Annotated in this window: 19 protein-coding genes and 1 pseudogene; 19 read left to right on the top strand and 1 reads right to left on the bottom strand. The window is 35.4% G+C overall.

Annotation, left to right across the window (positions count from 1 at the left end):
• Nucleotides 1-253 precede the first annotated feature (253 nt).
• The 4 genes and pseudogenes from NAG76_04025 to NAG76_04010 all read left to right on the top strand — a co-directional run bounded on the left by NAG76_04025 (nucleotide 254) and on the right by NAG76_04010 (nucleotide 3,769).
• Nucleotides 254-505 (top strand): annotated as a pseudogene (locus NAG76_04025) (bifunctional rhamnulose-1-phosphate aldolase/short-chain dehydrogenase).
• Between the two features lie 286 nt (nucleotides 506-791).
• Nucleotides 792-1,541: a (Fe-S)-binding protein gene (locus tag NAG76_04020; GenBank protein ID URN95437.1), complete on the top strand. Its 750-nt coding sequence runs from the start codon at nucleotides 792-794 to the stop codon at nucleotides 1,539-1,541.
• Entirely contained in the window at nucleotides 1,516-3,045 is a 1,530-nt protein-coding gene (locus NAG76_04015) for a LutB/LldF family L-lactate oxidation iron-sulfur protein (GenBank protein ID URN95436.1), read from the top strand. The genes NAG76_04020 and NAG76_04015 overlap by 26 nt, the downstream gene beginning before the upstream one ends.
• Nucleotides 3,035-3,769 (top strand): lactate utilization protein, encoded by a 735-nt coding sequence (locus tag NAG76_04010; protein URN95435.1) that lies wholly within the window; start codon nucleotides 3,035-3,037, stop codon nucleotides 3,767-3,769. Before NAG76_04015 ends, NAG76_04010 begins: the two co-directional genes overlap by 11 nt.
• Nucleotides 3,770-3,914: 145 nt before the next feature.
• On the opposite strand, the gene NAG76_04005 is transcribed toward NAG76_04010, so the two are convergent.
• On the bottom strand, nucleotides 3,915-6,374 hold the full coding sequence (locus NAG76_04005) for an O-antigen ligase family protein (GenBank protein URN95434.1): 2,460 nt from the start codon (nucleotides 6,372-6,374) through the stop codon (nucleotides 3,915-3,917).
• A 248-nt stretch (nucleotides 6,375-6,622) separates the two neighbouring features.
• On the opposite strand from NAG76_04005, the gene rfbA reads away from it, so the two are divergent.
• The 15 genes from rfbA to NAG76_03930 all read left to right on the top strand — a co-directional run bounded on the left by rfbA (nucleotide 6,623) and on the right by NAG76_03930 (nucleotide 22,990).
• Nucleotides 6,623-7,495, top strand: coding sequence for a glucose-1-phosphate thymidylyltransferase RfbA (rfbA, locus tag NAG76_04000; GenBank protein URN95433.1), 873 nt, complete (start codon nucleotides 6,623-6,625; stop codon nucleotides 7,493-7,495).
• Nucleotides 7,496-7,528: 33 nt separating this feature from the next.
• Nucleotides 7,529-8,086, top strand: a complete 558-nt coding sequence (gene rfbC / locus NAG76_03995) for a dTDP-4-dehydrorhamnose 3,5-epimerase (protein ID URN95432.1) — start codon at nucleotides 7,529-7,531, stop codon at nucleotides 8,084-8,086.
• A gap of 36 nt (nucleotides 8,087-8,122) precedes the next feature.
• Complete coding sequence (gene rfbB, locus NAG76_03990) at nucleotides 8,123-9,184, top strand: dTDP-glucose 4,6-dehydratase (protein ID URN95431.1); 1,062 nt, start codon at nucleotides 8,123-8,125, stop codon at nucleotides 9,182-9,184.
• 32 nt (nucleotides 9,185-9,216) lie between these two features.
• Nucleotides 9,217-10,059: a dTDP-4-dehydrorhamnose reductase gene (gene rfbD, locus NAG76_03985; protein ID URN95430.1), complete on the top strand. Its 843-nt coding sequence runs from the start codon at nucleotides 9,217-9,219 to the stop codon at nucleotides 10,057-10,059.
• 33 nt (nucleotides 10,060-10,092) lie between these two features.
• Complete coding sequence (locus tag NAG76_03980) at nucleotides 10,093-10,866, top strand: ABC transporter permease (protein URN95429.1); 774 nt, start codon at nucleotides 10,093-10,095, stop codon at nucleotides 10,864-10,866.
• A 23-nt stretch (nucleotides 10,867-10,889) separates the two neighbouring features.
• Complete coding sequence (locus NAG76_03975) at nucleotides 10,890-11,633, top strand: ABC transporter ATP-binding protein (GenBank protein ID URN95428.1); 744 nt, start codon at nucleotides 10,890-10,892, stop codon at nucleotides 11,631-11,633.
• A 33-nt stretch (nucleotides 11,634-11,666) separates the two neighbouring features.
• Nucleotides 11,667-12,524 carry an NAD(P)-dependent oxidoreductase gene (locus NAG76_03970; GenBank protein URN95427.1) on the top strand — a complete coding sequence of 286 codons (858 nt, stop codon included), beginning with the start codon at nucleotides 11,667-11,669 and terminating at the stop codon, nucleotides 12,522-12,524.
• A 60-nt stretch (nucleotides 12,525-12,584) separates the two neighbouring features.
• Nucleotides 12,585-14,471: a rhamnan synthesis F family protein gene (locus tag NAG76_03965; GenBank protein ID URN95426.1), complete on the top strand. Its 1,887-nt coding sequence runs from the start codon at nucleotides 12,585-12,587 to the stop codon at nucleotides 14,469-14,471.
• Between the two features lie 33 nt (nucleotides 14,472-14,504).
• Entirely contained in the window at nucleotides 14,505-15,920 is a 1,416-nt protein-coding gene (locus tag NAG76_03960; GenBank protein URN95425.1) for an MBOAT family protein, read from the top strand.
• A gap of 11 nt (nucleotides 15,921-15,931) precedes the next feature.
• On the top strand, nucleotides 15,932-17,470 hold the full coding sequence (locus tag NAG76_03955; protein ID URN95424.1) for a hypothetical protein: 1,539 nt from the start codon (nucleotides 15,932-15,934) through the stop codon (nucleotides 17,468-17,470).
• A 33-nt stretch (nucleotides 17,471-17,503) separates the two neighbouring features.
• A complete protein-coding gene (locus tag NAG76_03950) occupies nucleotides 17,504-18,448 on the top strand; it encodes a glycosyltransferase family 2 protein (protein ID URN95423.1) in 945 nt (314 codons plus the stop codon).
• Nucleotides 18,449-18,529: 81 nt separating this feature from the next.
• The gene (locus NAG76_03945) at nucleotides 18,530-19,936 is read left to right on the top strand and encodes an undecaprenyl-phosphate glucose phosphotransferase (protein ID URN95422.1); all 1,407 of its coding nucleotides are present in this window, start codon (nucleotides 18,530-18,532) and stop codon (nucleotides 19,934-19,936) included.
• A complete protein-coding gene (locus tag NAG76_03940) occupies nucleotides 19,926-20,942 on the top strand; it encodes a glycosyltransferase (protein URN95421.1) in 1,017 nt (338 codons plus the stop codon). Before NAG76_03945 ends, NAG76_03940 begins: the two co-directional genes overlap by 11 nt.
• Before the next feature lie 390 nt (nucleotides 20,943-21,332).
• Nucleotides 21,333-22,256: a DUF2167 domain-containing protein gene (locus tag NAG76_03935; GenBank protein ID URN95420.1), complete on the top strand. Its 924-nt coding sequence runs from the start codon at nucleotides 21,333-21,335 to the stop codon at nucleotides 22,254-22,256.
• A gap of 185 nt (nucleotides 22,257-22,441) precedes the next feature.
• Nucleotides 22,442-22,990, top strand: coding sequence for a DUF1697 domain-containing protein (locus NAG76_03930; protein URN95419.1), 549 nt, complete (start codon nucleotides 22,442-22,444; stop codon nucleotides 22,988-22,990).
• Nucleotides 22,991-23,053 lie beyond the last annotated feature (63 nt).

Here is a 23,053-nt window from a genome sequence, read left to right as displayed (position 1 = left end):
TTATAAGTACGTGTTCAAAAAGCAGAATTTAACCATTAAAGACTTTATCTCCTTTTGTTAGATTACTCTAGCAATTGGGGATGAAGTCTTTTTGAATTGAAATGAACGATTAAAACTCGATAGTTGAAGAAGTCTGAATTAGTATCCGAAAGTATCATTGTATATTTTTTTGTTTATTTTTGTTTTATGTATTTTCATACAAAAACAAATGTTCTATATTATTTAGTTTTGGAGAGAAACTTCCGAAGAGGCTTATGAGGCTGCTCCACGAGTTATTCTAATTCCTGGTATCGGAATGAATAACACTGGCAAGAGCTGGTTCATATCTCAAGTAAGTGGTGTGCTTTATCATTGTGCAATTGCAGTAATGCGTGGTGCAACAGCTCTAGGAAGTTTTGTTTCACTAAGTGAAAATGAATCTTATAATGTGGAATATTGGCCACTTGAATTATACAAATTATCTCTTGCTCCAGCAGAAGCTGAATTTTCACGTAAAGTAGCATTTAGTATGGGCTGGACCAATTGAGGGTAGTGCGATTGGCAATATGCTAGTACAATGGATATTAAGTGGACAATTACAAGATATAAGGCAAGCGCGTCAACTTGTTCAACATTCCTTTGGGATCGAGACATATGAGCCAGTTCAGTCAGAAATTACATGCAGTAGAAGAAACTCAAAAAAATAGATAGCGCTAGCTTCAATGGAAGCTCAGCGCTATTTTTGAAAATAGTAAATAAATCATTAGAAGTAAGAGGTCAGTAAACAGATAAGTAAAGATAGGAGTGGAACGATGAAAGTATCTCTATTTATTACATGCTTAAGTGATGCGCTGTTTCCAAGAGTAGGAGAAGCGATGGCTCGTCTACTCGCTCGTTACGGTGTAGAGCTTCAATTTCCAAGCGCGCAAACCTGTTGTGGTCAGCCAGCTTTTAATAGTGGTTATTGGAAGCAAGCACGCGAGTCTGCTATTACGATTCTTGATGCTTTTGAAGATAGTGATTTTGTTATTGCACCGTCTGGCTCTTGTACAGGCATGATTCACCATTACCCGAAGTTGTTTGAGCATAATCCCGTTTATCTGCAGCGAGCAGAAAGACTACGAGCGAAATCTTACGAATTTACTCAATTTCTTGTAAATGTAATAGGGGTTACAGATGTAGGAGCTATGTTTCCACATAAAGTAACGTATCATCCGTCTTGTCATGGAACCCGTATTCTTGGCGTAAAGCAAGAGCCATTATTGCTCATGCAACATGTTGATGGATTAGAACTTGTACCACTACCATTTGCAGAAGATTGCTGTGGGTTTGGTGGAACATTTGCGATTAAGATGGGTGATATATCTGGAGCTATGGTGACTGAGAAGGCGGATCATGTCATTGAAAGTGAGGCAGAGGTGCTTGTTGGACTCGACCTTGCATGCCTAATGAATATTGCGGGAAATCTGATGTATCGCGGCGAGAATGTTCGCGTGATGCATTTGGCAGAACTTTTATATGAAGGAGTGATAGCCCGTGAGTCAACTCACATCAAAGCTTAATACCGTTAAAGAGAGAGCGGAACTTGCGCTTCATGATGAGTTTTTGCGTAAAGCGGTAAAGTTCACAACCGAACGTCTACGTAATGGCAAGAAAGCAGCAACTGAAGAACACGGTAACTGGGATGACTGGCGGGAAAGAGGACGTCAAATTCGGTTACATACGATTGCTCATCTAGACTATTATTTAAATACCTTTGTTGAAAATGCACGTGCTAATGGTGTACATATTCACTTTGCAGATACAGCGGCAGAAGCCGCGCAAATTACACTAAACATCGCGAAGCAGGTCGAAGCAAAGTCAGTCGTCAAGTCGAAGTCGATGGTATCCGAAGAGTTACATTTGAATACGGCTCTGGAATCGATGGATGTTGAGACCATTGAGACGGATTTAGGTGAATATATTATTCAGTTAGCTCATGAAACGCCTTCCCACATCGTTATTCCTGCTATTCACAAAAATCGTTATCAAATCGCTGATCTATTAAGTAAAGAAGCGGGTTATACGCTGGAGCCAGATACGACGGTACTAGCTGGATTTGTCCGTAAGAAACTACGCGAGAAGTTTCTTGAAGCAGATATTGGGATGACAGGTTGTAACTTTGCGATCGCTGAGACAGGTTCGATGGTGCTGTTCGAGAATGAAGGTAACGCCAGAATGGTAACGACACTTCCGAAAACGCAAATTACATTGATGGGGATGGAGCGTATTATTCCTTCTTGGGCTGATCTTGAAGTGATGGCAACATTATTGCCACGTTCTGCTACTGGACAGAAGTTAACGATGTATATGTCTGGCATTACAGGGCCAAAGCGTCAAGCAGATGGAGACGGACCAGAAGAAATGCATATTATTATAGTAGATAATGGGCGTTCCTTGCAGCTTGGTGATCCCGAGTTTCAAGAATTGTTAAATTGTATTCGTTGTGGAGCTTGCTTGAATGCCTGTCCAGTCTATCGCCATATTGGTGGTCATGCTTACGGTGGAACGTATAGTGGACCAATTGGTGCAGTACTTACCCCATCGCTGAAGAGTAATGTTGCGGAGTGGGATGATATTGCTAATGCTTCGAGTCTGTGCGGAGCTTGTTATGAGGCATGTCCAGTTAAAATTCCGTTGCATGATATGCTCGTCTACTTGCGCCGTCGAAAAGTTGAAGCAGGTCATGGCAATAAGCTAGAAAGTATCGGTATGCAAGGTTTTGCAACTGTAATGGGTAATTCAGGTCGATTTGGTGGTGTGCTGAGACTTGGGAAGTTAGGGCAAAAGTTGGTTGTGCGTAATGGCGTTATTAAGACGAAGTTAGGTCCATTGAAATCATGGAATAAATATCGGGTGACGTCTAGTCTACCGAAGGAATCTTTCCGTGATCGATGGGAACAGTTAGAGCGTGAATTTACGGCACAACCACCCGTAATGTCGGATGACATGAAGCAGCGCTTAGAGCGTATTGCTGTGGAACAGCAGCAATCAGCGAAGAAAGGTGGTCAGCACAATGGGCACTAATACGGAGAAGCATCAACAGTGGTTAGATCAGTTAACCGAGCAATCGAAAGCTAAGCAACAGAAATTTATGAATAATATATCCTCACGTCTTGGTCATCCACGTATGACGGAAGCACCACAACACCCGTTCCGAGGAGCTCCAGATTTTTGGAGTGATAATAATTGGAGTACGAAAAAATGTATCGAACAATTTACCGTTAATTTTCTGTCGGTAGGTGGTCATGTTCAGCGGTGTAGCAATATGGAGCAAGTAGCAGATTTCATTGCAGGTAAAGCTAAGGAGATGAATCCTACACATATTGTGCGCCAAGATGAGCAGGATCTGGCAGAGTTATCATTAGAGCAATTAATTCCTAATGCTTCCGTGAAGGTTTGGAATAATGATTCTGAGACTCTATGGAAACGTGAAGCAGCTCAAGCTGACTTCGGTATCGTCTATGCAGATCATGCTGTAGCCTATACAGGTAGTGTTGTCGTGAAGTCTGCGAAGGAGAAGGGGCGTTCGGTTAGCTTGTTGCCAACGGTACTCTTCATCGTCATTCCTGCATCACGAATGGTTACACGCCTTGGTGAAGTGCTTATTACATTGGACGAAGCGGGTCGAGAGAATTTACCTGCGGGAATACACTTTATATCTGGACCAAGTCGTTCATCAGATATTGAGAACGATCTAACGATTGGTGTACATGGACCCGGCGTTGTGTATGCGTTGATTGTTGATTAGGGGAGTGTAGAAGGGCAGCTCAATTTAGATACAAAAAAATCGCCTCTAGAGGACCGCAACACCAATTGTTTTTCTAGCAATCGGTGTTACAGTTCATAGCTAAAGGCGATTTTTTCGTTTATTCTCAATTACATATGATTTTCTATTAGTTGTTAATAGGTAGTGCCGCGATTAATCCATCAAGAATCGCTTGCAGTTCGTCCTGTCGATCAGCAAATGCTGAGAAAATAACAGCATTAATTTCCTCACTTGGACGATTCAACTTTTGTAAAACAGCAGAGTAATATAGAGCTGCCATCGTATCATTATTGTCATTAAAAGCAGGGTTCCAAGCAAGTGCTAAGTAACTTTCTGCTTGCACGTAATCCCCGAGTACATAGAAGGCTTGACCAATAGGCATTGCTAGCTTAGGTGTTATACCAAATGCCCTACCCTGCAATTGCGCATCTGGTAAATTTTCTAACTCTAATGCTTTTGTTAATACTTCATCACGAAGATCGATAATAGATTGAAGATATTGTTTGGCTGACTGTGGATCATCTTGTTCCAGTGCAGCTACGCTTCTACGAAATTGTGTTCGAGCAAGCTCTACATAGAGATCGATTTCCCATGGGTACTTTTCGATCGCGTCTTTAATTACAACTGCAGAATCTTCATCCTTATGTAAAAGTTTGTTTAAATCTAACTGACGATATATGAATTTTTCGTAATAAGGCTCATTTTTGTTCATCGCATTAAGTATTCGTTGCGCTTCTGTAGCATAATGCTCCTCATACGTTAATTCATAAGTTTGAATTAATACTTGTACTTTAAATTCTGAATAAGCCGGGTTTCCACCACGATCGATAGCAGTATTTAATTGTTCTAATGATTGCTCCACACTTTGAGTCTGAATGGCTTGCTGAACATCACGATAGGCATTATAGCCCGAAATATTAATCATTGTTATGATTAAAAATCCGCAAGCACCTACTATTAATATAAAAGGAGCCGCCGTCCTGATTTTAATAAATCTAACCTTTGTTTGCCATTGGAATGTTCTTGCTTCACTAGATGACAGCATTGCACCTAGGCAGAAGAACACAAGTGCACCAAGATAGATATAGCTCATATTGAAATCAAGTACGCTATGAATCAAAATCGATGTAACGACAATATACCAAATCGAAGGAATAAGTTTTTCATCATCAGTTTTTTTAATATAAGCCTTAAAGAAATAATAGTACACAATAGCAAGCGTCATGAACAGAGCAAGCATACCGAGAGCTCCAACCTCTACTAGCATTTGAATAAAGAAGCTATGGGCTAGACTGCTAGTATACGGGTTGTTCTGATATTGCTGGTAAAGAGCTTGCCATGCCCCACCACCAGCTCCATCAATAGGGTAGTCTTTCCATATAGATAGTGCATCCTTGTAGAAAGTTCCTCGTTCTAACACACTGTGCTGATTAAAATTAATATTTGCAATACGATCACCAATACTCGCTGGTAATAATTTGGTAAAGCCAGTATTTCCTAACAATAGGTAGGCACCTGCTATAGCAGCAATAATACCAACTATCGGAATGAGGAACATTATCCATTTGCGCTTGTTAAACGATTGAAGTTTTTGTTCGAGACGAGTAGCGACATATTTTTGGAAAGCGAAAGCAATGACAGCTGTAACGAGAGATCCTCCAAGTAGGATGCCCCATGCCAGCAAGGCAGAACCTTGCGTATGATTTTGTTGCAATAGTAATCCATAACTATTCATACTCGGGAGCATAATAACGCTTGCTACTAGAGCTAGTACAAGCTGGAATAAAGCTTGTATTTGCTTTGAAAATGTTAGTAATGGAAGGACCAAGATTAGAATGACTGGGAAGATCGTCCATCCACCACGAGAAAGAGTAAGGATAAAAGATATTAATGCCGGTACAAACATAAATGATGCAAAAAGTACAATATATTTATTTTTCGAACTTACTATAGTAAACAAACATGCGAATAAGAAAGCTATTAAATAAGCTGCATAAGTATTTGCATATTGAAAGACGGATGCCAGTCTAATATCAATACCACTATTCCATGCCGCATCTTGATAAACTTCCCAAGGCAATAACCCCCATAAGGATGCATTACCGAACCAGTTCATCATCCCGAAGAGAACGATAACTGACGAAGAGCCCATATATATGTAAAAAGCAATATGCTGACCGTCATTTTGACGAAGCAGGTGGTACGCAGTCATGAACAATATTGCGTAAAAAATCCAAATCATAAATTCCAGGTATGAATAATGAGTAGATACCGCTCCAAACATCGAAATACCATAGATAAGAGGAATGCTCCAGATGACATATTGGAGTGGTGTATGTACTATTGAGTTGTTACGAGATTGATACATATGAATACCGATACAAATTAATAAGAGAGCTCCTATGATAAAGCTATACAATATATTTATTTCGTCAGTCGGCTGACTACCATTTAGTAAGCCACTTTGAAACGGCATAAATAAAAAGAAGAAAATAAGGCAACTACTAATGATCCAAAACATAGTTGAACGCTTGGTTAGTAGATGCTGGAAGGATTCTATACTAGAATTTTTATTTTTGGTTGCCATGATTTCTCTCCTATGTAAACAATGTCAAATACTTTTAGTAGTATATCATATATACTTATATGAAGTTAATTAACTAGTAGCATCTAATTGCTATTGTTATATATAGACTATTAACACAATACAAAGTTTGGTAGAATTAGTCAGGGAAGTTCGGAGCAAATATGCTAAAATTTACTTTTAATCTATATGTACTAGTCGATCATATATTCACACAATAAAAAGTATATGGAAGGGGAATTATTTAGGAAATGAAAGGGATTATATTAGCAGGTGGATCAGGCACGAGGTTATATCCTATTACAAAAGCAATTTCTAAACAAATCATTCCTGTTTATGATAAACCAATGATCTATTATCCGTTATCCGTACTTATGTTGGCTGGGATACGCGAAATACTAATTATCTCAACTCCAAGGGACATTGTTGTTTTTAAGGAGTTATTTAGTAGTGGTATTCATCTTGGATTGGAAATATCATATGCTATTCAAGAATCTCCCAATGGGTTGGCTGAAGCATTCATTATTGGAGAAAAGTTTATTGGTAATGACACTGTATCATTGATATTAGGGGATAATATTTTTTATGGTCAGAGCTTTGGAAGAGTACTTACTGAAGCTGCACAATTACAAAAAGGTGCAACTATTTTCGGGTATTATGTAAAAAACCCTCAAGCCTATGGAGTTATAGAATATAATGAAGCAGGGAAAGTGCTTTCTATAGAAGAAAAACCAAGCGTTCCGAAATCACATTACGCTGTTCCGGGTTTGTATTTTTATGATAATCAAGTAGTAGATATCGCAAAAAACATAGAACCATCTGCTAGAGGAGAACTAGAAATTACTGAGGTTAATAATCAATATCTTCTACGGGATGAACTCAATGTAAAATTATTTGGTCGAGGCATGGCATGGATGGATACTGGTACCCATGATACTATGCTAGAAGCAAGTAATTTCGTCGAAGCGATTCAAAAACGTCAAGGGTTATACATAGCTTGTATTGAGGAAATAGCATTCAAGAAAAATTATATTACTAAAGATGAATTACTTAAATTAGCAGATCCCTTCCTAAAATCAGACTACGGTACATATTTGACTAACGTAGCGGAAGGTATTGTTTAGTTAGAATAAAGTGGAATTAAGTAGGAGGATTAAATGGGACAATTTAATTTTATTAATACAGGTATTAAAGATTTAGTAATTATCGAACCTAAAGTATTTGGCGATGATCGTGGTTACTTCATGGAAACATATAACTTTGAAGATTTTAAACAAGCTGGTCTCGATATGGTTTTTGTTCAAGACAATCAATCAAAATCGCGCAAAGGAGTATTACGAGGACTTCATTTCCAAACGCAACGAGCACAAGGCAAACTTGTTCGTGTATTGTCAGGTGAAGTGTTTGATGTCGCGGTAGATCTTCGGAAAGACTCCCCAACTTTTATGAAGTGGCATGGAATTTTATTAACGGGTGAAAATAAAAAACAGTTTTATGTTCCAGAAGGCTTTGCTCATGGGTTTTTAGTATTGTCTGATGAAGCTGAATTTTCTTACAAATGTACGGATTATTATTTCCCGGAGTTCGAAACAGGAATGATGTGGAATGATCCTGATGTTAATGTTGAGTGGCCTCTAGATAATATAGAAGAGGTTTTATTATCTGAAAAAGATAAGGTTCAAAGATCCTTTAAGGAATTGAAAGATATATTGTAGTTAATGTTGTGAGTTCTATTTAATGGGAGGATATATATGAATACAAATAATGAAATAATCGATACACAAAAAACGTTACTTGTAACGGGTGGGGCCGGATTTATTGGGAGCAACTTTGTACTTTTTATGATGAGAAAGTATCCACAATACAGAATTATTAACTTAGATAAATTAACTTACGCTGGAAACTTGGAAAATTTGAAGGATATAGAAGCTTCGAAGCAATATGTATTTGTTAAAGGTGATATTTGTAACTCAGATCTTATTAATAACATATTTGAGCAATATGCCCCCAATTATGTGCTGAATTTTGCTGCTGAGTCACATGTAGATCGTAGTATCTCTGATCCGAAAATATTTTTGGAAACAAATATTTCAGGTACACAAGTTCTTTTAGAAGCATGTAAAAGATACTGGATTGATAAAAATATCGATCAATCTTCGGTTAAGTTTTTACAAGTTTCTACAGATGAAGTATATGGCTCATTAGGTGATACTGGATACTTTACAGAAGAGACTCCTTTAGCACCGAATAGCCCATACTCGGCTAGTAAAGCTTCAGCGGACATGTTTGTAAGAGCATATCATGAGACTTATGGATTGAATGTTAATATCACACGTTGCTCCAATAATTATGGCCCGTATCAATTCCCAGAAAAACTAATACCTCTAATCATATCTAATGCTTTAGAAGATAAAGATCTTCCGGTTTATGGAGATGGCATGAATATAAGAGATTGGTTATATGTTGATGATCATTGCAGTGCGATAGATGATGTACTACATAAAGGAACGACAGGGGAAGTTTATAATGTAGGTGGTTTTAATGAAAAGGCAAATATAGAGATTATTAAATTAATCCTAAATGAGCTTAACAAGCCAGAATCTTTAATTACGTATGTTACAGACCGTTTAGGTCATGATAGAAGATATGCGATTGATTCCTCGAAGATTAAGAAAGATTTGGGATGGGAACCAACGGTTATGTTCGATGAAGGAATAAAGATTACTATAGATTGGTATTTGGAAAATGAAGATTGGTTAGCTAGAACAAAGAGTGGTGAGTATAGCGATTACTATAGTCAACATTATAATTAGGTAAATTCTAGTTGACCTTAGGAGAGCTAATTATGAGAGTAGTAGTTACTGGCGCTGGTGGACAACTTGGTTTTGACATATTAAAGCAACTGAGAACCCATAACATTGAATGTTATGGGTTGGATCGCAATCATACGGATATTACAGACTTCAAAGCTACAAAACAAATTATTGAAAAATATATGCCAACAATCGTAATTCATTGTGCTGCATATACGAATGTAGACAATGCTGAAAAAAATATAGAAGAGTGTAAACTCGTTAATACATCTGCTACAGCAAACATCGCAGATGTATGTAAATCTATTGATGCAAAACTTATGTATATTAGTACCGATTATGTGTTTTCAGGAAATGAACCCTTACCTTACGAAGTTGATTCAAAAACAATGCCACTTTCTGTATATGGTCATTCGAAGCTAGAAGGCGAGCTTGAGGTTATTAAGAGATTGGATAAATATTTTGTTGTGAGAACATCTTGGTCATTTGGGACTAATGGTAGTAATTTTGTTCAAACTATGCTCCGAATTGGCACGGTTAGAGACAGTGTAAACGTGGTATCTGATCAATTTGGCTCTCCGACATTTACAAGAGACCTTGCTGAACTAATTATAAGTATGATTCAAACCGATAAATATGGTATTTATCATGCAACGAATGAAGGATTTTGTAGTTGGGCTGAATTTGCAGAGGAAATATATTTGCAGGCAGGTTATTCTACGAAAGTAAATTTTATTAAGTCGGATGATTACATCACTTTAGCGACAAGACCAAAAAATTCAATGTTATCAAAGAGAAGTCTTGATGCTGTAGGGTTTAATAGGTTGCCTGAATGGAAGGATGCGTTGAAACGCTATCTCATTCATAAATCTTAATCATATAAATTTAAGTATAGGGATCGATGAAATATGAGGTATTTTACTAATTTTTGGAAATATAAAGAACTATTGACTCAATTCGTTGCGCGGGATTTAAAGTTGAAATACAGACGTTCAGTACTCGGTTATTTGTGGAGCCTCTTGAATCCATTACTTATGATGATGGTGTTAACCGCAGTGTTTTCCAGCTTTTTTAAGTTTGATATACCTAATTACCCAGTATATTTATTATCAGGACAAATATTATTCAGTTTCTTTTCGGAATCAACAACTACAGCGATGAATTCTATTTTAGGAAGCGGCTCCCTAATTAAAAAGGTATATATACCTAAATACATTTTTCCATTGTCGAGAATCTTATCATCGTTTGTTACATTATTGTTTTCTTTAGTAGCGTTACTTATTGTGATGCTAATAACGGATATTCAATTTTCGGCCACAATATTATTATTCCCACTACCGCTCTTCTATTTGCTAATATTCTCAATTGGAATAGGATTAATTATGTCCGTACTAGTTGTGTTTTTCCGTGATATGTTACATCTATATGGTGTGTTATTATCAGCTTGGATGTATCTTACACCAATCTTTTATCCGATAAATATAGTTCCGGATTTTGTGAAAACAATAATTTATTCTAACCCTATGTATTACTTTGTTGAAATGTTTAGAGAATTAATTCTTTATAATCAAATGCCTTCGTTACAATTAAACTTAATGTGTTTAATGTTTTCGTCGATATCGTTGTTAGTAGGATTATTTATTTTCTACAAAAATCAAAATAAATTCGTTTTGCATATATAACTAGCTTTGGAAGGATTATATATATGAAAAATTATGCTGTAGAAGTCAATGAAGTATCTATGAAGTTCAATCTTGGTCGTGAAAAAATTGATAGTTTTAAAGAATATTTAATTAGAATGCTGAAAAAAGATATTTCTTATGACGAATTCTATGCTCTTCGAAATGTTTCGTTTAAAGTGGAACAAGGGGATTCCTTTGCAATATTGGGGGGGAACGGATCAGGCAAAAGTACAGCTCTTAAAATTATTTCAGGAATCTATAAACCTACCACTGGTAGTGTGAAAGTGAATGGAACCATCGCTCCTTTGATCGAACTTGGAGCAGGATTTGATATGGATTTGACCGCTAGAGAAAATATATTTTTAAACGCGGCTGTTCTTGGTTATTCTAAGAAATTTATAACTGAACAATATGACCGTATTATAGAATTTTCTGAATTATCAGAATTTGAAGATGTCCCACTGAAGAACTTCTCTTCAGGAATGACAGCTAGGTTAGGCTTTTCTATAGCGACGTTAGTAAAGCCTGATATTCTAATAGTTGATGAAATATTGTCTGTAGGAGACCACGCATTTCAAGAGAAATGCGAAAAGAAGATGGATGAGATGACATCTGGTGGAACTACACTTATCTTAGTATCACATTCTATCGAGCAAGTAAAGAAGATATGTAAAAATGCTGTTTGGATTAATAAAGGAGAAGTAATGATATCGGGATCAGTGGAAGAGGTAAGTAATGCTTATCTAAATGTTTCATATTCCAAATAATCTGTAACATATGTAGAAAAGGAGAATTATATTGTGAAAACGGTATTTGTAACTGGTGCTAGTGGATATATCGGGAAGCATGTAGTTAACGCATTATTGGACATGAAAGTGAATGTAAGTACAATTAACTATAAAAATAGAAGTATAGATCCTAGAGTAACGGTATATGATTGTGATATTTTTGGAAATTACAATAATATTTTTGAGATTGTTGGAAAACCAGATGTTTGTTTACATTTAGCGTGGACAGATGGATTCATACATAATTCGGATAATCATTTAAAAAAATTATATTCACACTATAAATTTATTGAAAATATGGTTCAGGGTGGTCTACAACAAGTTGCGGTTCTTGGTACAATGCATGAAATTGGATATCATGTTGGAGAAATCACTGAAGAAACTCCAGCTAATCCTCATTCATTGTATGGTGTAGCTAAAAATAGTTTGAGACAATCACTGGATACATTGCTTAAAGATAAGGAAGTTACTTTCCAATGGCTTCGTGCTTACTACATCACAGGTGATGATACTAATAGTAAGTCTATATTCTCTAAGTTGATTCAAGCAGAACAGGAAGGGAAAGAATTGTTCCCCTTTACAACAGGTGAAAATATGTATGACTTTATTTCGGTAGAAGAGCTTGGCAAGCAAATTGCGCTATCTGTTTTGCAAACGGACATTACAGGAATTATTAATTGTTGCTCTGGATCTCCTATATCATTGCGTGATAGAGTTGAAAGATTTTTGATTGATAATGAGTTTCGAATAAAACTTAACTATGGAGTATTTCCTGATCGACCTTATGATTCTCCTGCTGTTTGGGGGAATGCGGATAAGATAAAACATATTATGAGTAATTCTGAATGCGCATATCAAAGTTTAAACTAAATAAATCAGAACTTACAATTTATCTTGGTAGAATTAATTAATTACAGAGGAGATTAAACGTTGATACTTGCAAATAAAGAGAAATTAAATAGATTAGGTATATTCTTTTTTTATGATAAAGATGGAATAGTTGATGATTATATTACATTCATGCTAAAGGATATGACACAAAATTTAAGTGATTTATTAGTTGTATGTAACGGGAAGTTAACCGTCGAAGGAAGAGAGAAAATAAGTGAATTAACACCCAATATTCTAGTTAGAGAAAATAAAGGATTTGATGTGTGGGCATATAAAGAAGGTATGGAGTATTATGGATGGGACAAGATTAGCAAATTCGATGAAGTTGTATTATTTAATTCGACTATGTTTGGACCATTATATTCATTCAGTGAAATGTTTGAAGGAATGAATTCACAAGACCTTGATTTTTGGGGTATTACAAAACACCATGAAGTACCACACGATCCATTTAATAGAATAAAATATGGTTATTTACCGGAACATATCCAATCACATTTTATAGTAGTAAGAAATAGTTTGCTAACTAGTTACGAATATAAAAATTTTTGGGATAACATGCCTGAAATTGAATCTTATGAAGATTCGATTGGCTATTACGAAGCGGTTTTCACTAAAGAATTTAATGATAAAGGGTTTAAGTGGGATGTGTATGTAAATACAGATGACTTGGAGAAACATACATACCATCCTGTGCTTATGATGCCGCTTGAGCTAGTTAAAAATAGAAAATGTCCCATTATAAAGAGGCGTTCTTTCTTTCATACTAAAATTGATTATCTTAATAATACAACAGGTGAGCAAACATCTGAAGTTTACGAGTATATTAGGAAAAACTTAGACTATGACATTAATTTAATATGGGACAATATATTACGCACATGTCATCAAGCAGATATAAAAAATGCATTAAACCTAAGTTACATATTATCAACAACAAGTTCGGTTCAGATGAATACAAAGCTGAATAGAAAAATTGCACTTGTCATGCATATTTATTTTGATGATTTAATTGAATATTGTTTAGAATACGCAACTTCAGTACCTGAAGGAACAGATGTATATATTACAACTGATACGGAACATAAGGCAGATCTGATTAGAACTATCTTCGAAAAAAGAAACTTTGCCAAATTAGAAATAATTATTATTGAAAATAGAGGAAGAGATATTAGTGCATTATTAGTAGGCAGTAAGAAATTTATTATGGATTATGACTATGTATGTTTTGCACATGATAAAAAAACCAAGCAACTTGAACCTCATATTAAGGGAGAATCGTTTGCTTATAAATGCTTTGAAAATACATTAACTAATCAACATTTTGTAAACAACGTAATTAATCTATTTGAGACTAATCCAAGATTAGGAATGCTATCTCCACCTCCACCAAATCACGCAGATTTTTATCCAACAATAGGGCTAGAATGGACTATTAACTTTGATAATACGAAGGCACTTGCGGATAAATTAAAGCTATCTGTAGAAATGGATAAAAATAAAGAACCTATTGCACCATTAGGTACCATGTTTTGGTTTAGGCCCAAAGCATTAAAAGCATTATTTGATTACGATTGGGAGTACAAAGACTTTCCCCCAGAACCAAACGATACTGATGGTACATTGCTTCATGCAATTGAACGGATCTATCCGTTTGTTTCTCAACATGAGGGATATTATCCTGCATTATTGCTTTCGGATTCCTTCGCAAAGATTGAAGTTACAAATTTATATTTTATGCTGAGAGAAATAAATACTGCATATATGATGAATAGTGGTCCAGCAATTCATTTATCAATGGTATCAGTCTTAAAATATAATATGACGTATAAGATACCGTTTAAATATAAATTGAAAATGTTAATAAAAAAGATTTTACCCGTATGGTTATTCAACCTTTTGAAAAGATTAATTAAAAGAAGGTAAGTATATTACTTCGGTGTAGAAAGAGGAATACTAATGTTGTTTAGTTCAATCATATTCATATTTTGTTTTCTGCCCATAGTTCTACTCATTAACTATCTGTTGAAAGTTGAGTATAGAAATTTATTTTTACTAGTTGCTAGTTTACTATTTTATGCTTGGGGAGAGCCGAAATTTGTTCTGATTATTATTTCATCAATATTAATCAATTATATTTTTGGATGGGTAATAAGTTTTACGCAAGAAAAAGATAGACAACTATTAGCTAAGCTACTTCTTATAATTGGAATCGTTGCAAATGTAGGTTTATTGTTTTACTACAAGTACTTTGATTTCTTTATAACTTCAGTCAATGATATGACAGGTTCCGATTATTTAATAAGAAATATTATTCTTCCGATTGGACTGTCATTCTTTACTTTTCAAGGACTTTCCTATGTAATTGATGTCTATTACAAGCGTGTTCTGCCGCAAAAAAGCATAATCAAATTTGCATTATTCGAATCATTCTTCCCGCAAATCATTGCAGGACCCATTGTAAGATACGTTGATGTACATGATCAAATAGATAATAGAAGTGTTACTGCAGATGATTTTGCTTATGGTATAAGAAGATTTATTATGGGACTTGCAAAGAAGGTTATTATTGCCAATACACTTGGGCAAGTGGCAGATAATATATTTTCTCTACCACAAGATCAGAATACTATGATGATTGCTTGGGTAGGTGCCATATGCTATACGTTCCAGATCTATTTTGATTTCTCTGGATATTCTGATATGGCAATTGGACTTGCAAGAATGTTTGGATTTAGATTTAAAGAGAATTTTGATTTTCCTTATGTATCTAGGACGATAACGGAGTTTTGGAGAAGATGGCATATTTCGCTTTCTTCTTGGTTTAGAGATTATTTATATATTCCATTGGGTGGTAATCGTAGAGGTAATGTTTATTTTAATCTATTAGTTGTTTTTATTGTAACAGGACTATGGCACGGTGCTGCATGGAATTTCATTATATGGGGATTATGGCATGGTTTATTCTTAATATTAGAAAGAGTTATTAAAAAGTCTGGTGTTAAATGGAATGTTCCTCAAGTATTAACGTGGGCTTACACAATGACAATTGTTATTATTGGCTGGGTCTTATTCAGGTCTCCAGATCTATCTTCAGCAATGACGTATCTAAAAGTAATGTTTGGATTAAGTGATTCTGCTGCTGGATTTACTGTATGGTATTTCTTGGATCCGATGATTATTACGATAATATTAATTGCTTGTATTGCTTCGCTACCTATAACAAAGTACATTGAGAACAATATTGGAAAATATGAAGATCATAATTTGTTTAGTTTAATTATTCAAAATGTGTATATAGTATTACTATTTATTATGTGTATCATGTTCTTGGTTACATCTACCTATAATCCCTTTATTTATTTTAGATTTTAAGGAGAAATATGATGAAATCTTCGAGATTATTTAATATATTGTTGATTATATTTTTTGTCATCGCTATATCATTTCCTATGATCACCGCAAATATGAAAAATGGGATGATTTCTGTTTCAGAAAATAGAATTTTGGCTAGTTTCCCTAGTCTAATGACAGTAGAAGGGAAACTGAATCTTCAATTTCCAAAGGAATTTGAAATTTGGCTCAATGACAATATGGGATTTAGGGAAAAATTGGTTGTGGCAAACACAAAGTTACAGTATGAAGTGTTCGGTCAATTAACTAAAAAAGATACAATTATAGGAAAGAACGAGTGGTTGTATTATGTTAATGAGGATATTATAAAAGACTATCAACAGTTAAATCTTCCTTCAGAAACTCAACTGATAGAGTGGGGAAACTCTTTAGAGAAAATTGATAAATTCTTAGAGAATAAAGGTATCCCTTTTATAATGATGTTGAATTTAGATAAGAAAACGATTTATCCGGAGAATTACCCTGATACCATATTAAAAGTTGGTGATACATCAAAGACGGACATGTTGATTAACCATATAATTAATCAAACAGATATCGACTTTTTTACACCAAAGGAAGCATTACTACAAGCAAAGTCAGAAGTAACGGTATATTCTCCAAGAGTTGATAATGCACATTGGAATAAATACGGCGCCTTTATTGGTTACTTAGAACTAATGAAGCATGTTCAAAAATATTTCCCAAATGTAAATATATTATCATTTGAGGATTACAATATCTCAACTTATGAAAATGAGATAAAAGTATACAATGCTATTTCCTTTAAAGAAACAGATTATGGGTTCAATATGAAAAATGAAAGTAACTCTGTACAGTCAGTAGGGTTATTTAATGATATCAGCTTAATTAATAATAATGTTTCTTATAGATTTGATAATAATAACAAAGAACTGCCAAAAGCACTTGTAATTGGTGATAGTTATATTTACGGATTATTAATTCCGGAACTAGCTGAATCGTTCTCAGAATTTACATTTATTCATTCTGATAACATTGATAAACTTGAAGGTCTTGTCTCATTAACAAATCCTGATATTGTTATATTTGAAAACGTTGAACGTATGTTTGATCATACAATGAATATTCATATGAATTCTAAAGAAAAATACACAGATTATGAAGTTTATTCTAACTTACCGAGTAAGGGCGAGTCTTCAATGTATTTAGATCATTTTAGTAATGAATCTGTACAAGAGCAAGGTGTACTCCAAATAGATAAAACAAAAGAAGTTGTTAGCTTAAATGGATGGGCACTTGATGGTATTAATAATAGCACTGCAGATAGCATGTACTTACACGTAGGTGATAAGTATTACCCTGCCATTTATGGTACTCCTCATGAGGGGGTATCTACATATTTCCAAAACTCAGAGCTACTTAACTCGGGTTTTAGTTTTACTGTAAATGCGCAAGATTTAATTGAAGCAGGAGAATTCAGCTTTATTATTATTTCGCAAGACAAATCATATCAGTACTCTCCTGTTGAGTATAAGGTTGAAACAAAATAATTAGTGAGTGTTTACATTGAAAGGATGATAGTGATGATTACAGTTAGCGTCTGCATTGTTACTTATAACAGCGCTAAGGATATTTCTTCATGTCTAGATGCTGTTATGCTGCAGTCGCAGCCAGTACAATCTATCATCATAGTAGATAATGCTTCTGCTGATCGTTCAGTAGAGCTTGTTAAAGCAAGAATGAACGAAGCGACTCCAATTGTATTACTGGAAAATAAGATTAATAATGGCTTCGCTGGTGGACAAAATCAAGCGATAGCAGCAACTGATACCGATTATGTTCTAGTACTTAATCCTGATGTCGTATTGTACCCAGATTATATTAAGATCTTAGTCGATAGATTAGAGCTTGCTCCTCACGCTGGAAGTGCAACGGGGTTATTAAAGCTTAAGGCTGATCCTTCTATTGTAGATAGTACTGGACTGCAGATGGGATTAAATCGTCATGCCATTGACCGTGGAGCTGGACAACCTGTAGACAAATGGCTTGAGCCGGGAGAGGTATTCGGAGTTTCGGGTGCAGCTGCTCTATATGCAAGACGAATGATTAACGATATATGTCTCGAAGGCGAATTTTTTGATGAGCACTTTTTTGCTTATAAAGAGGATGTTGATGTAGCATGGCGTGCTAGATTGCTAGGATGGTCTTCCTATTATATTCCTGCGGCAACAGCTGTTCATGCACGTGGCTGGCAAACAGGTGGACGTCGATCTATTTCTCTATTTGTAAGACAACATTCATACGTCAATCAGCTATTTATGATATTGAAGAATGAACAGCGTGGTTGGCATTGGGTTAAAGTGCTACCAATTGTGATCGTACGAGAGGTTACTAAGATAATCTATATGCTCATTCGAGAGAGAGAGTTATTAAGTAGTTGGAAACTAATTGTAAAAGGTTTTCCAAGTATGATGAGAAAACGTAAGTTACTATTGAATAAGATAACCAAAAAGAAAACTATATTGTAAACATATGGTATTATGCGATTGTGACATATGCTAGAATGTAGATATTAAGCGAAAATAGTATATTACAGGTGGTTTTTTGATATGTTACGACAAAATCAACGGTTTCTCACACAATTGTATATTTTAGCTGATTTATTATGCGCGCTAGTCGTGTTTTTGCTAGCGTATTGGGTTAGGTTTAAATCGGGCTGGACGGATTACAACCATTCACTTCCCTTTTCAACTTATTTGATCTGGGGAACGGTTTATTCATTTGCCGTTGTAGTTACTGGATTCTATCTACAATTCTATTCTCCTAAACGACGTAAAAATTATTCCTATGACCTGTTGAAGATATTTCAAATTCAAACGATTAGTTTATTAGGTTTACTAGGTTTACTTTATTTTGTTAATGAGCCTAATATTTCTCGAGAATTTATTATTATCTTCTATAGTTTAAATGTGATTTTTTCGGTCATTTATCGTTATATCGTTAAGAAGGTTTTATTCTCGCTTCGTCGCAAAGGATTTAACAAGCGTTACGTACTTATTCTTGGTGCAGGAAAAGTTGGTAGACGTTTCTATAGAAACCTACAAAATTATCCTGAAATAGGATATGAAGCTGTCGGTTTTTTAGATGATTTTCATAGTAAGCATGAGGACGAATCTAGTTATATTAAGCCTATTCTCGGTAAGATCGATGACTTGGAATATATGCTCAAAAAGCATCCGATAGATGAAGTAATTATTGCTCTTCCACTAGATGCTCATCTTAAGCTACCAAAGGTTATTGAAGTATGTGAGCAAGCAGGAGTCAAAACACTTATTATTCCTGATTACTTCGATTTACTTCCAGCACGCCCGTTCTTTGATAATTTCGCTGGCATTCCTTTAATTAATGTGCGAGATGTTCCACTAGATGAGCTAAGTAATCGTGTGTTAAAACGAGCTTTCGACATTGCATTTTCCATCTTCGCTATTATAGTAACATCTCCGATTATGTTGTTCGCTATTATAGGGCTTAAGCTAACTGCACCTGGTCCAATTATTTTCAAGCAAGAGCGAATGGGACTTGACCGCAAATCATTTCAAATGTATAAATTCCGCTCTATGCGCGTATCTACGGAAACGGTGTCAGATACACAGTGGACAGTTGAGAATGATCCACGACGAACTAAGTTCGGAAGTTTCTTACGTCGTACCAGTATTGATGAGCTACCGCAGTTCTTTAATGTATTGCTAGGTCAGATGAGTGTTGTTGGGCCACGTCCGGAGCGTCCATATTTCGTAAATCAGTTTCGTGAAGATGTCCCTAAATATATGATTAAGCATCAGATCCGTCCTGGTATTACAGGTTGGGCACAAACGAATGGATTACGAGGAGATACTTCAATTGAAGATCGTATTATACATGACATTTTCTACATAGAAAACTGGACTTTCTTCTTTGATGTGAAAATTATCGTGATGACAGCATTTAAAGGAAAGGTTAATCACAATGCTTACTAACAATGAAAGACAACACGCTAATGTATCTGTCATTATACCAACCTTGAATGCCGGAAATGCTTTTAGCATATTACTTAACTTACTTAAAGAACAAACGATTCAACCTTATGAACTAATTATTATTGATTCATGTTCAGACGATGATACAGTACAGTTGGCTCAAGCAGCCGGAGCGAAAGTATTAACGGTACAGCGCAAAAACTTTGATCATGGTGGTACTCGCAATGTAGCTGCAGAAGCTGCTTCTGGTAACATATTATTGTTTATGACGCAGGATGTTGTTCCAGTGAACGAGCGAATGATTGAGAACCTTATTAAGCCATTAGTTGGCGATAGTACGCATAATGAAGTAGTGTACACTTATGCTAGACAGATTGCCGCAGCGGATGGCAATCGATTAGAACAACTTGCTAGAGCGAATAATTATCCATCGGAATCTTCAGTCCAAAGTTATGAAGATATTGAAAGACTAGGAATTAAGACGTTTTTCTGTTCCAATGCATGTTCTGCAATACGTCGAGATGTGTTCGAGCAGATGGGTGGCTTTCAATCGCCAGTCATATTTAACGAGGATATGTTTATGGCTGCACGATGTATACTAAGTAGTATGAAGATTGGCTATTGTGCAGAGGCACAGGTGTATCATACTCATAATTATACAATTAAGCAGCAATTTAAGCGTTTCTTCGATAATGGTGTATCGATGCGCTGTAATAGCTGGATTCTACCTTATGCATCAGCAACTAAGGCTGGATCAAAGCTTGTTAGGAAGCAAATTAAAGGGCTGAGGGATGCACGACAATTGTATCTCTTACCGAAGCTTGTTGCTGAATCTGCTGCAAAGTTGATTGGTTATAAGCTTGGTATGAACTATGATAAATTACCTAGTAAATTATGTCGCAGGATGAGTATGCATCGCTTAATCTGGGATCAGATAGAGCGAGGGGATTTACATGTGCAAACTCCGGGAAATGTAACTGATCACGCTCATTCCAAATCAAGCTAATGAATTAGATAGTATCATTTTATAGACCGTACCTTGTTCAATCGTGAACAAGATACGGTTTATTTTTGTTAGATAGATGAAAAAATATATGGGACTTTAGAATGATTTCTAATGAATAAGTTTATAGTTCACAAAATTAATGATGTTTAAATTTGAGTGAATTTATTTTATTTCCCTTCATAGAAAAATCCCAAAGAAGTAGCGATAGAACAATGAAATACAAGGTTATGATAACTGAAAAAACTAAAAATTAATATCCAAAATTGTAATATATTATATAATTAGTACTTATTGCCCTGTTAAATAAATGGGAAAAAATATAATATAAACGGATGTGATTTTTATTGGATTATACATATTTGTGTAATAAAGATAATTTAGGAGGATATTATGAAGTTTATTAAATTTAGTTTCAGTTTGTTATTATGTTTTACGTTATTTGCAAGCCCGGTTTTTGCAACGGAAGAACAGGGTATGCCGAGTGTAAATTGGATAGATGGTGGTGTAACTGTACCGGTTGGAGAACTTTCTTCTCTTAATTTGGATGAATCACTTCAATATCTCGATCAAGCTAATACGCCTATTATCCAACAATATATCGGTAATACGCTGTATGGTACGGAAATAGGAAGCGTGTTTCCTACTAGTGAAGAGGAAAGCTGGTACGTATTATTTGATTATGAAGAGTCGGGATATATATCAGATAAGGAAAAAGGTAAAATCGATGCAAAAGAGCTATTAAAGAGCTATCAACAAGGTACGGAAGAGGGCAATGAGGGCCTTCCAGAAGAGGAGCACTTATTCGTAAAAGGTTGGCATACTGAACCTTATTATGATGAAGCCGATAGTACATTGAAATGGGCATTACTTGCTGAGGACTTTTACGGAAATTCTATCATCAACTACAATGTACGAATTTTAACTAGAGAAGGTTATGTTTCAGTACTACTTGTTACAGATGAATCTACACTAGATCATGACATTGAAATTCTAAATACACTGATCCTACCAGAATATACAATCAATGAAGGTTTTCGTTATGAAGATCATGATCCTTCTACAGACAAAATTGCAGAGTATGGACTAACTGGACTTATTCTTGGTGGCGCGGGTCTAGTAGCTGCGAAAAAAGCAGGCTTACTAATTGCAGCAGGGTTATTACTTAAAAAGTTTTGGTTCATATTATTTGCAATTCCAATTGCGATCTGGAATTGGGTGAGAAAACGTAAAAATAAAGAGACTGATACATCAATTGAGCAGCCTCAAGTAGATCCATCAACAGCTGATAAAACAATAGATCATGATTCGAGATAGTTTAGAATCATGATAAGAAAGAGTTACATCATATAAACTGTACCCTTTGTCAAAGATAATTCAAAAAAAGCTAGGTAACTTGAATAAGATGCTGTCTGTACTGTGCAGGCGGCATCTTTTTTTATTTAGACTGATAATGTAATATTGGTATGATCTGCAAATCGAGTGTAGGAAGCGGTGTTAAGATGACTCAATATATTGCTTTACTTCGTGGTATTAATGTAGGTGGGAAAAACAAGATTAAAATGGCGGATTTAAGAGAAGCACTAACTAATGTTGGCTTAGCAAAAGTACAAACTTATATTCAAAGTGGAAATATAATATTGGAGTCTAACGAAGACGAGGCAACTGTGCGCACTATCATTGAACATACGATCGAAAAGGAATTCGCACTCTCGATTAAAACTGTAATAAGAACATCAGAACAATTCAAGAAAATTGTTAAAAACTGTCCTTTTTCGGATGAGCAAATAGCTGAGGTAGCAGCCAACTCAGAGACGGAGAGTCTCTATGTTGCGATGTTACGCGATGAGCCTAAAATTGAACGAATTGAAAAACTACATAGCTTCGATTTTGGTGATGATCAATATAGTATCGCAGGTAGAGATGTATTTCTACTGTTCGGCCAAAGTATTCGTAATTCTAAGTTAGCCGTCCACGTAGAGAAGTTGGGGGGGCCAATTACAACTCGTAATTGGAAAACGATGAATAAGCTGATTGAGCTATTGAATTAATGATGTAAAGGAGCTATTTCATTAGAACATCAGTGAAATAGCTCCTGCTTGTTTTTGATTATT

Origin of the sequence: Candidatus Pristimantibacillus lignocellulolyticus (assembly GCA_023639215.1) — a bacterium.
In the GTDB taxonomy this organism is placed as follows: domain Bacteria; phylum Bacillota; class Bacilli; order Paenibacillales; family Paenibacillaceae; genus Pristimantibacillus; species Pristimantibacillus lignocellulolyticus.
Note: the sequence above shows the minus strand (reverse complement) of the source record. Positions and strands in the feature narration are given on the sequence as shown.

Bases quoted from the DNA above. Each gene is read 5' to 3' on its own strand.
- NAG76_03940 (URN95421.1), top strand. From the start codon at position 19,926: ATGCTTACTAACAATGAAAGACAACACGCTAATGTATCTGTCATTATA.
- NAG76_03930 (URN95419.1), top strand. From the start codon at position 22,442: ATGACTCAATATATTGCTTTACTTCGTGGTATTAATGTAGGTGGGAAA.
- rfbD (URN95430.1), top strand. From the start codon at position 9,217: ATGAGAGTAGTAGTTACTGGCGCTGGTGGACAACTTGGTTTTGACATA.
- NAG76_03980 (URN95429.1), top strand. From the start codon at position 10,093: ATGAGGTATTTTACTAATTTTTGGAAATATAAAGAACTATTGACTCAA.
- NAG76_03975 (URN95428.1), top strand. From the start codon at position 10,890: ATGAAAAATTATGCTGTAGAAGTCAATGAAGTATCTATGAAGTTCAAT.
- rfbC (URN95432.1), top strand. From the start codon at position 7,529: ATGGGACAATTTAATTTTATTAATACAGGTATTAAAGATTTAGTAATT.
- NAG76_03935 (URN95420.1), top strand. From the start codon at position 21,333: ATGAAGTTTATTAAATTTAGTTTCAGTTTGTTATTATGTTTTACGTTA.
- rfbB (URN95431.1), top strand. From the start codon at position 8,123: ATGAATACAAATAATGAAATAATCGATACACAAAAAACGTTACTTGTA.
- NAG76_04010 (URN95435.1), top strand. From the start codon at position 3,035: ATGGGCACTAATACGGAGAAGCATCAACAGTGGTTAGATCAGTTAACC.
- NAG76_03960 (URN95425.1), top strand. From the start codon at position 14,505: ATGTTGTTTAGTTCAATCATATTCATATTTTGTTTTCTGCCCATAGTT.
- rfbA (URN95433.1), top strand. From the start codon at position 6,623: ATGAAAGGGATTATATTAGCAGGTGGATCAGGCACGAGGTTATATCCT.
- NAG76_04005 (URN95434.1), bottom strand. From the start codon at position 6,374: ATGGCAACCAAAAATAAAAATTCTAGTATAGAATCCTTCCAGCATCTA.
- NAG76_03950 (URN95423.1), top strand. From the start codon at position 17,504: ATGATTACAGTTAGCGTCTGCATTGTTACTTATAACAGCGCTAAGGAT.
- NAG76_03955 (URN95424.1), top strand. From the start codon at position 15,932: ATGAAATCTTCGAGATTATTTAATATATTGTTGATTATATTTTTTGTC.
- NAG76_04020 (URN95437.1), top strand. From the start codon at position 792: ATGAAAGTATCTCTATTTATTACATGCTTAAGTGATGCGCTGTTTCCA.
- NAG76_03945 (URN95422.1), top strand. From the start codon at position 18,530: ATGTTACGACAAAATCAACGGTTTCTCACACAATTGTATATTTTAGCT.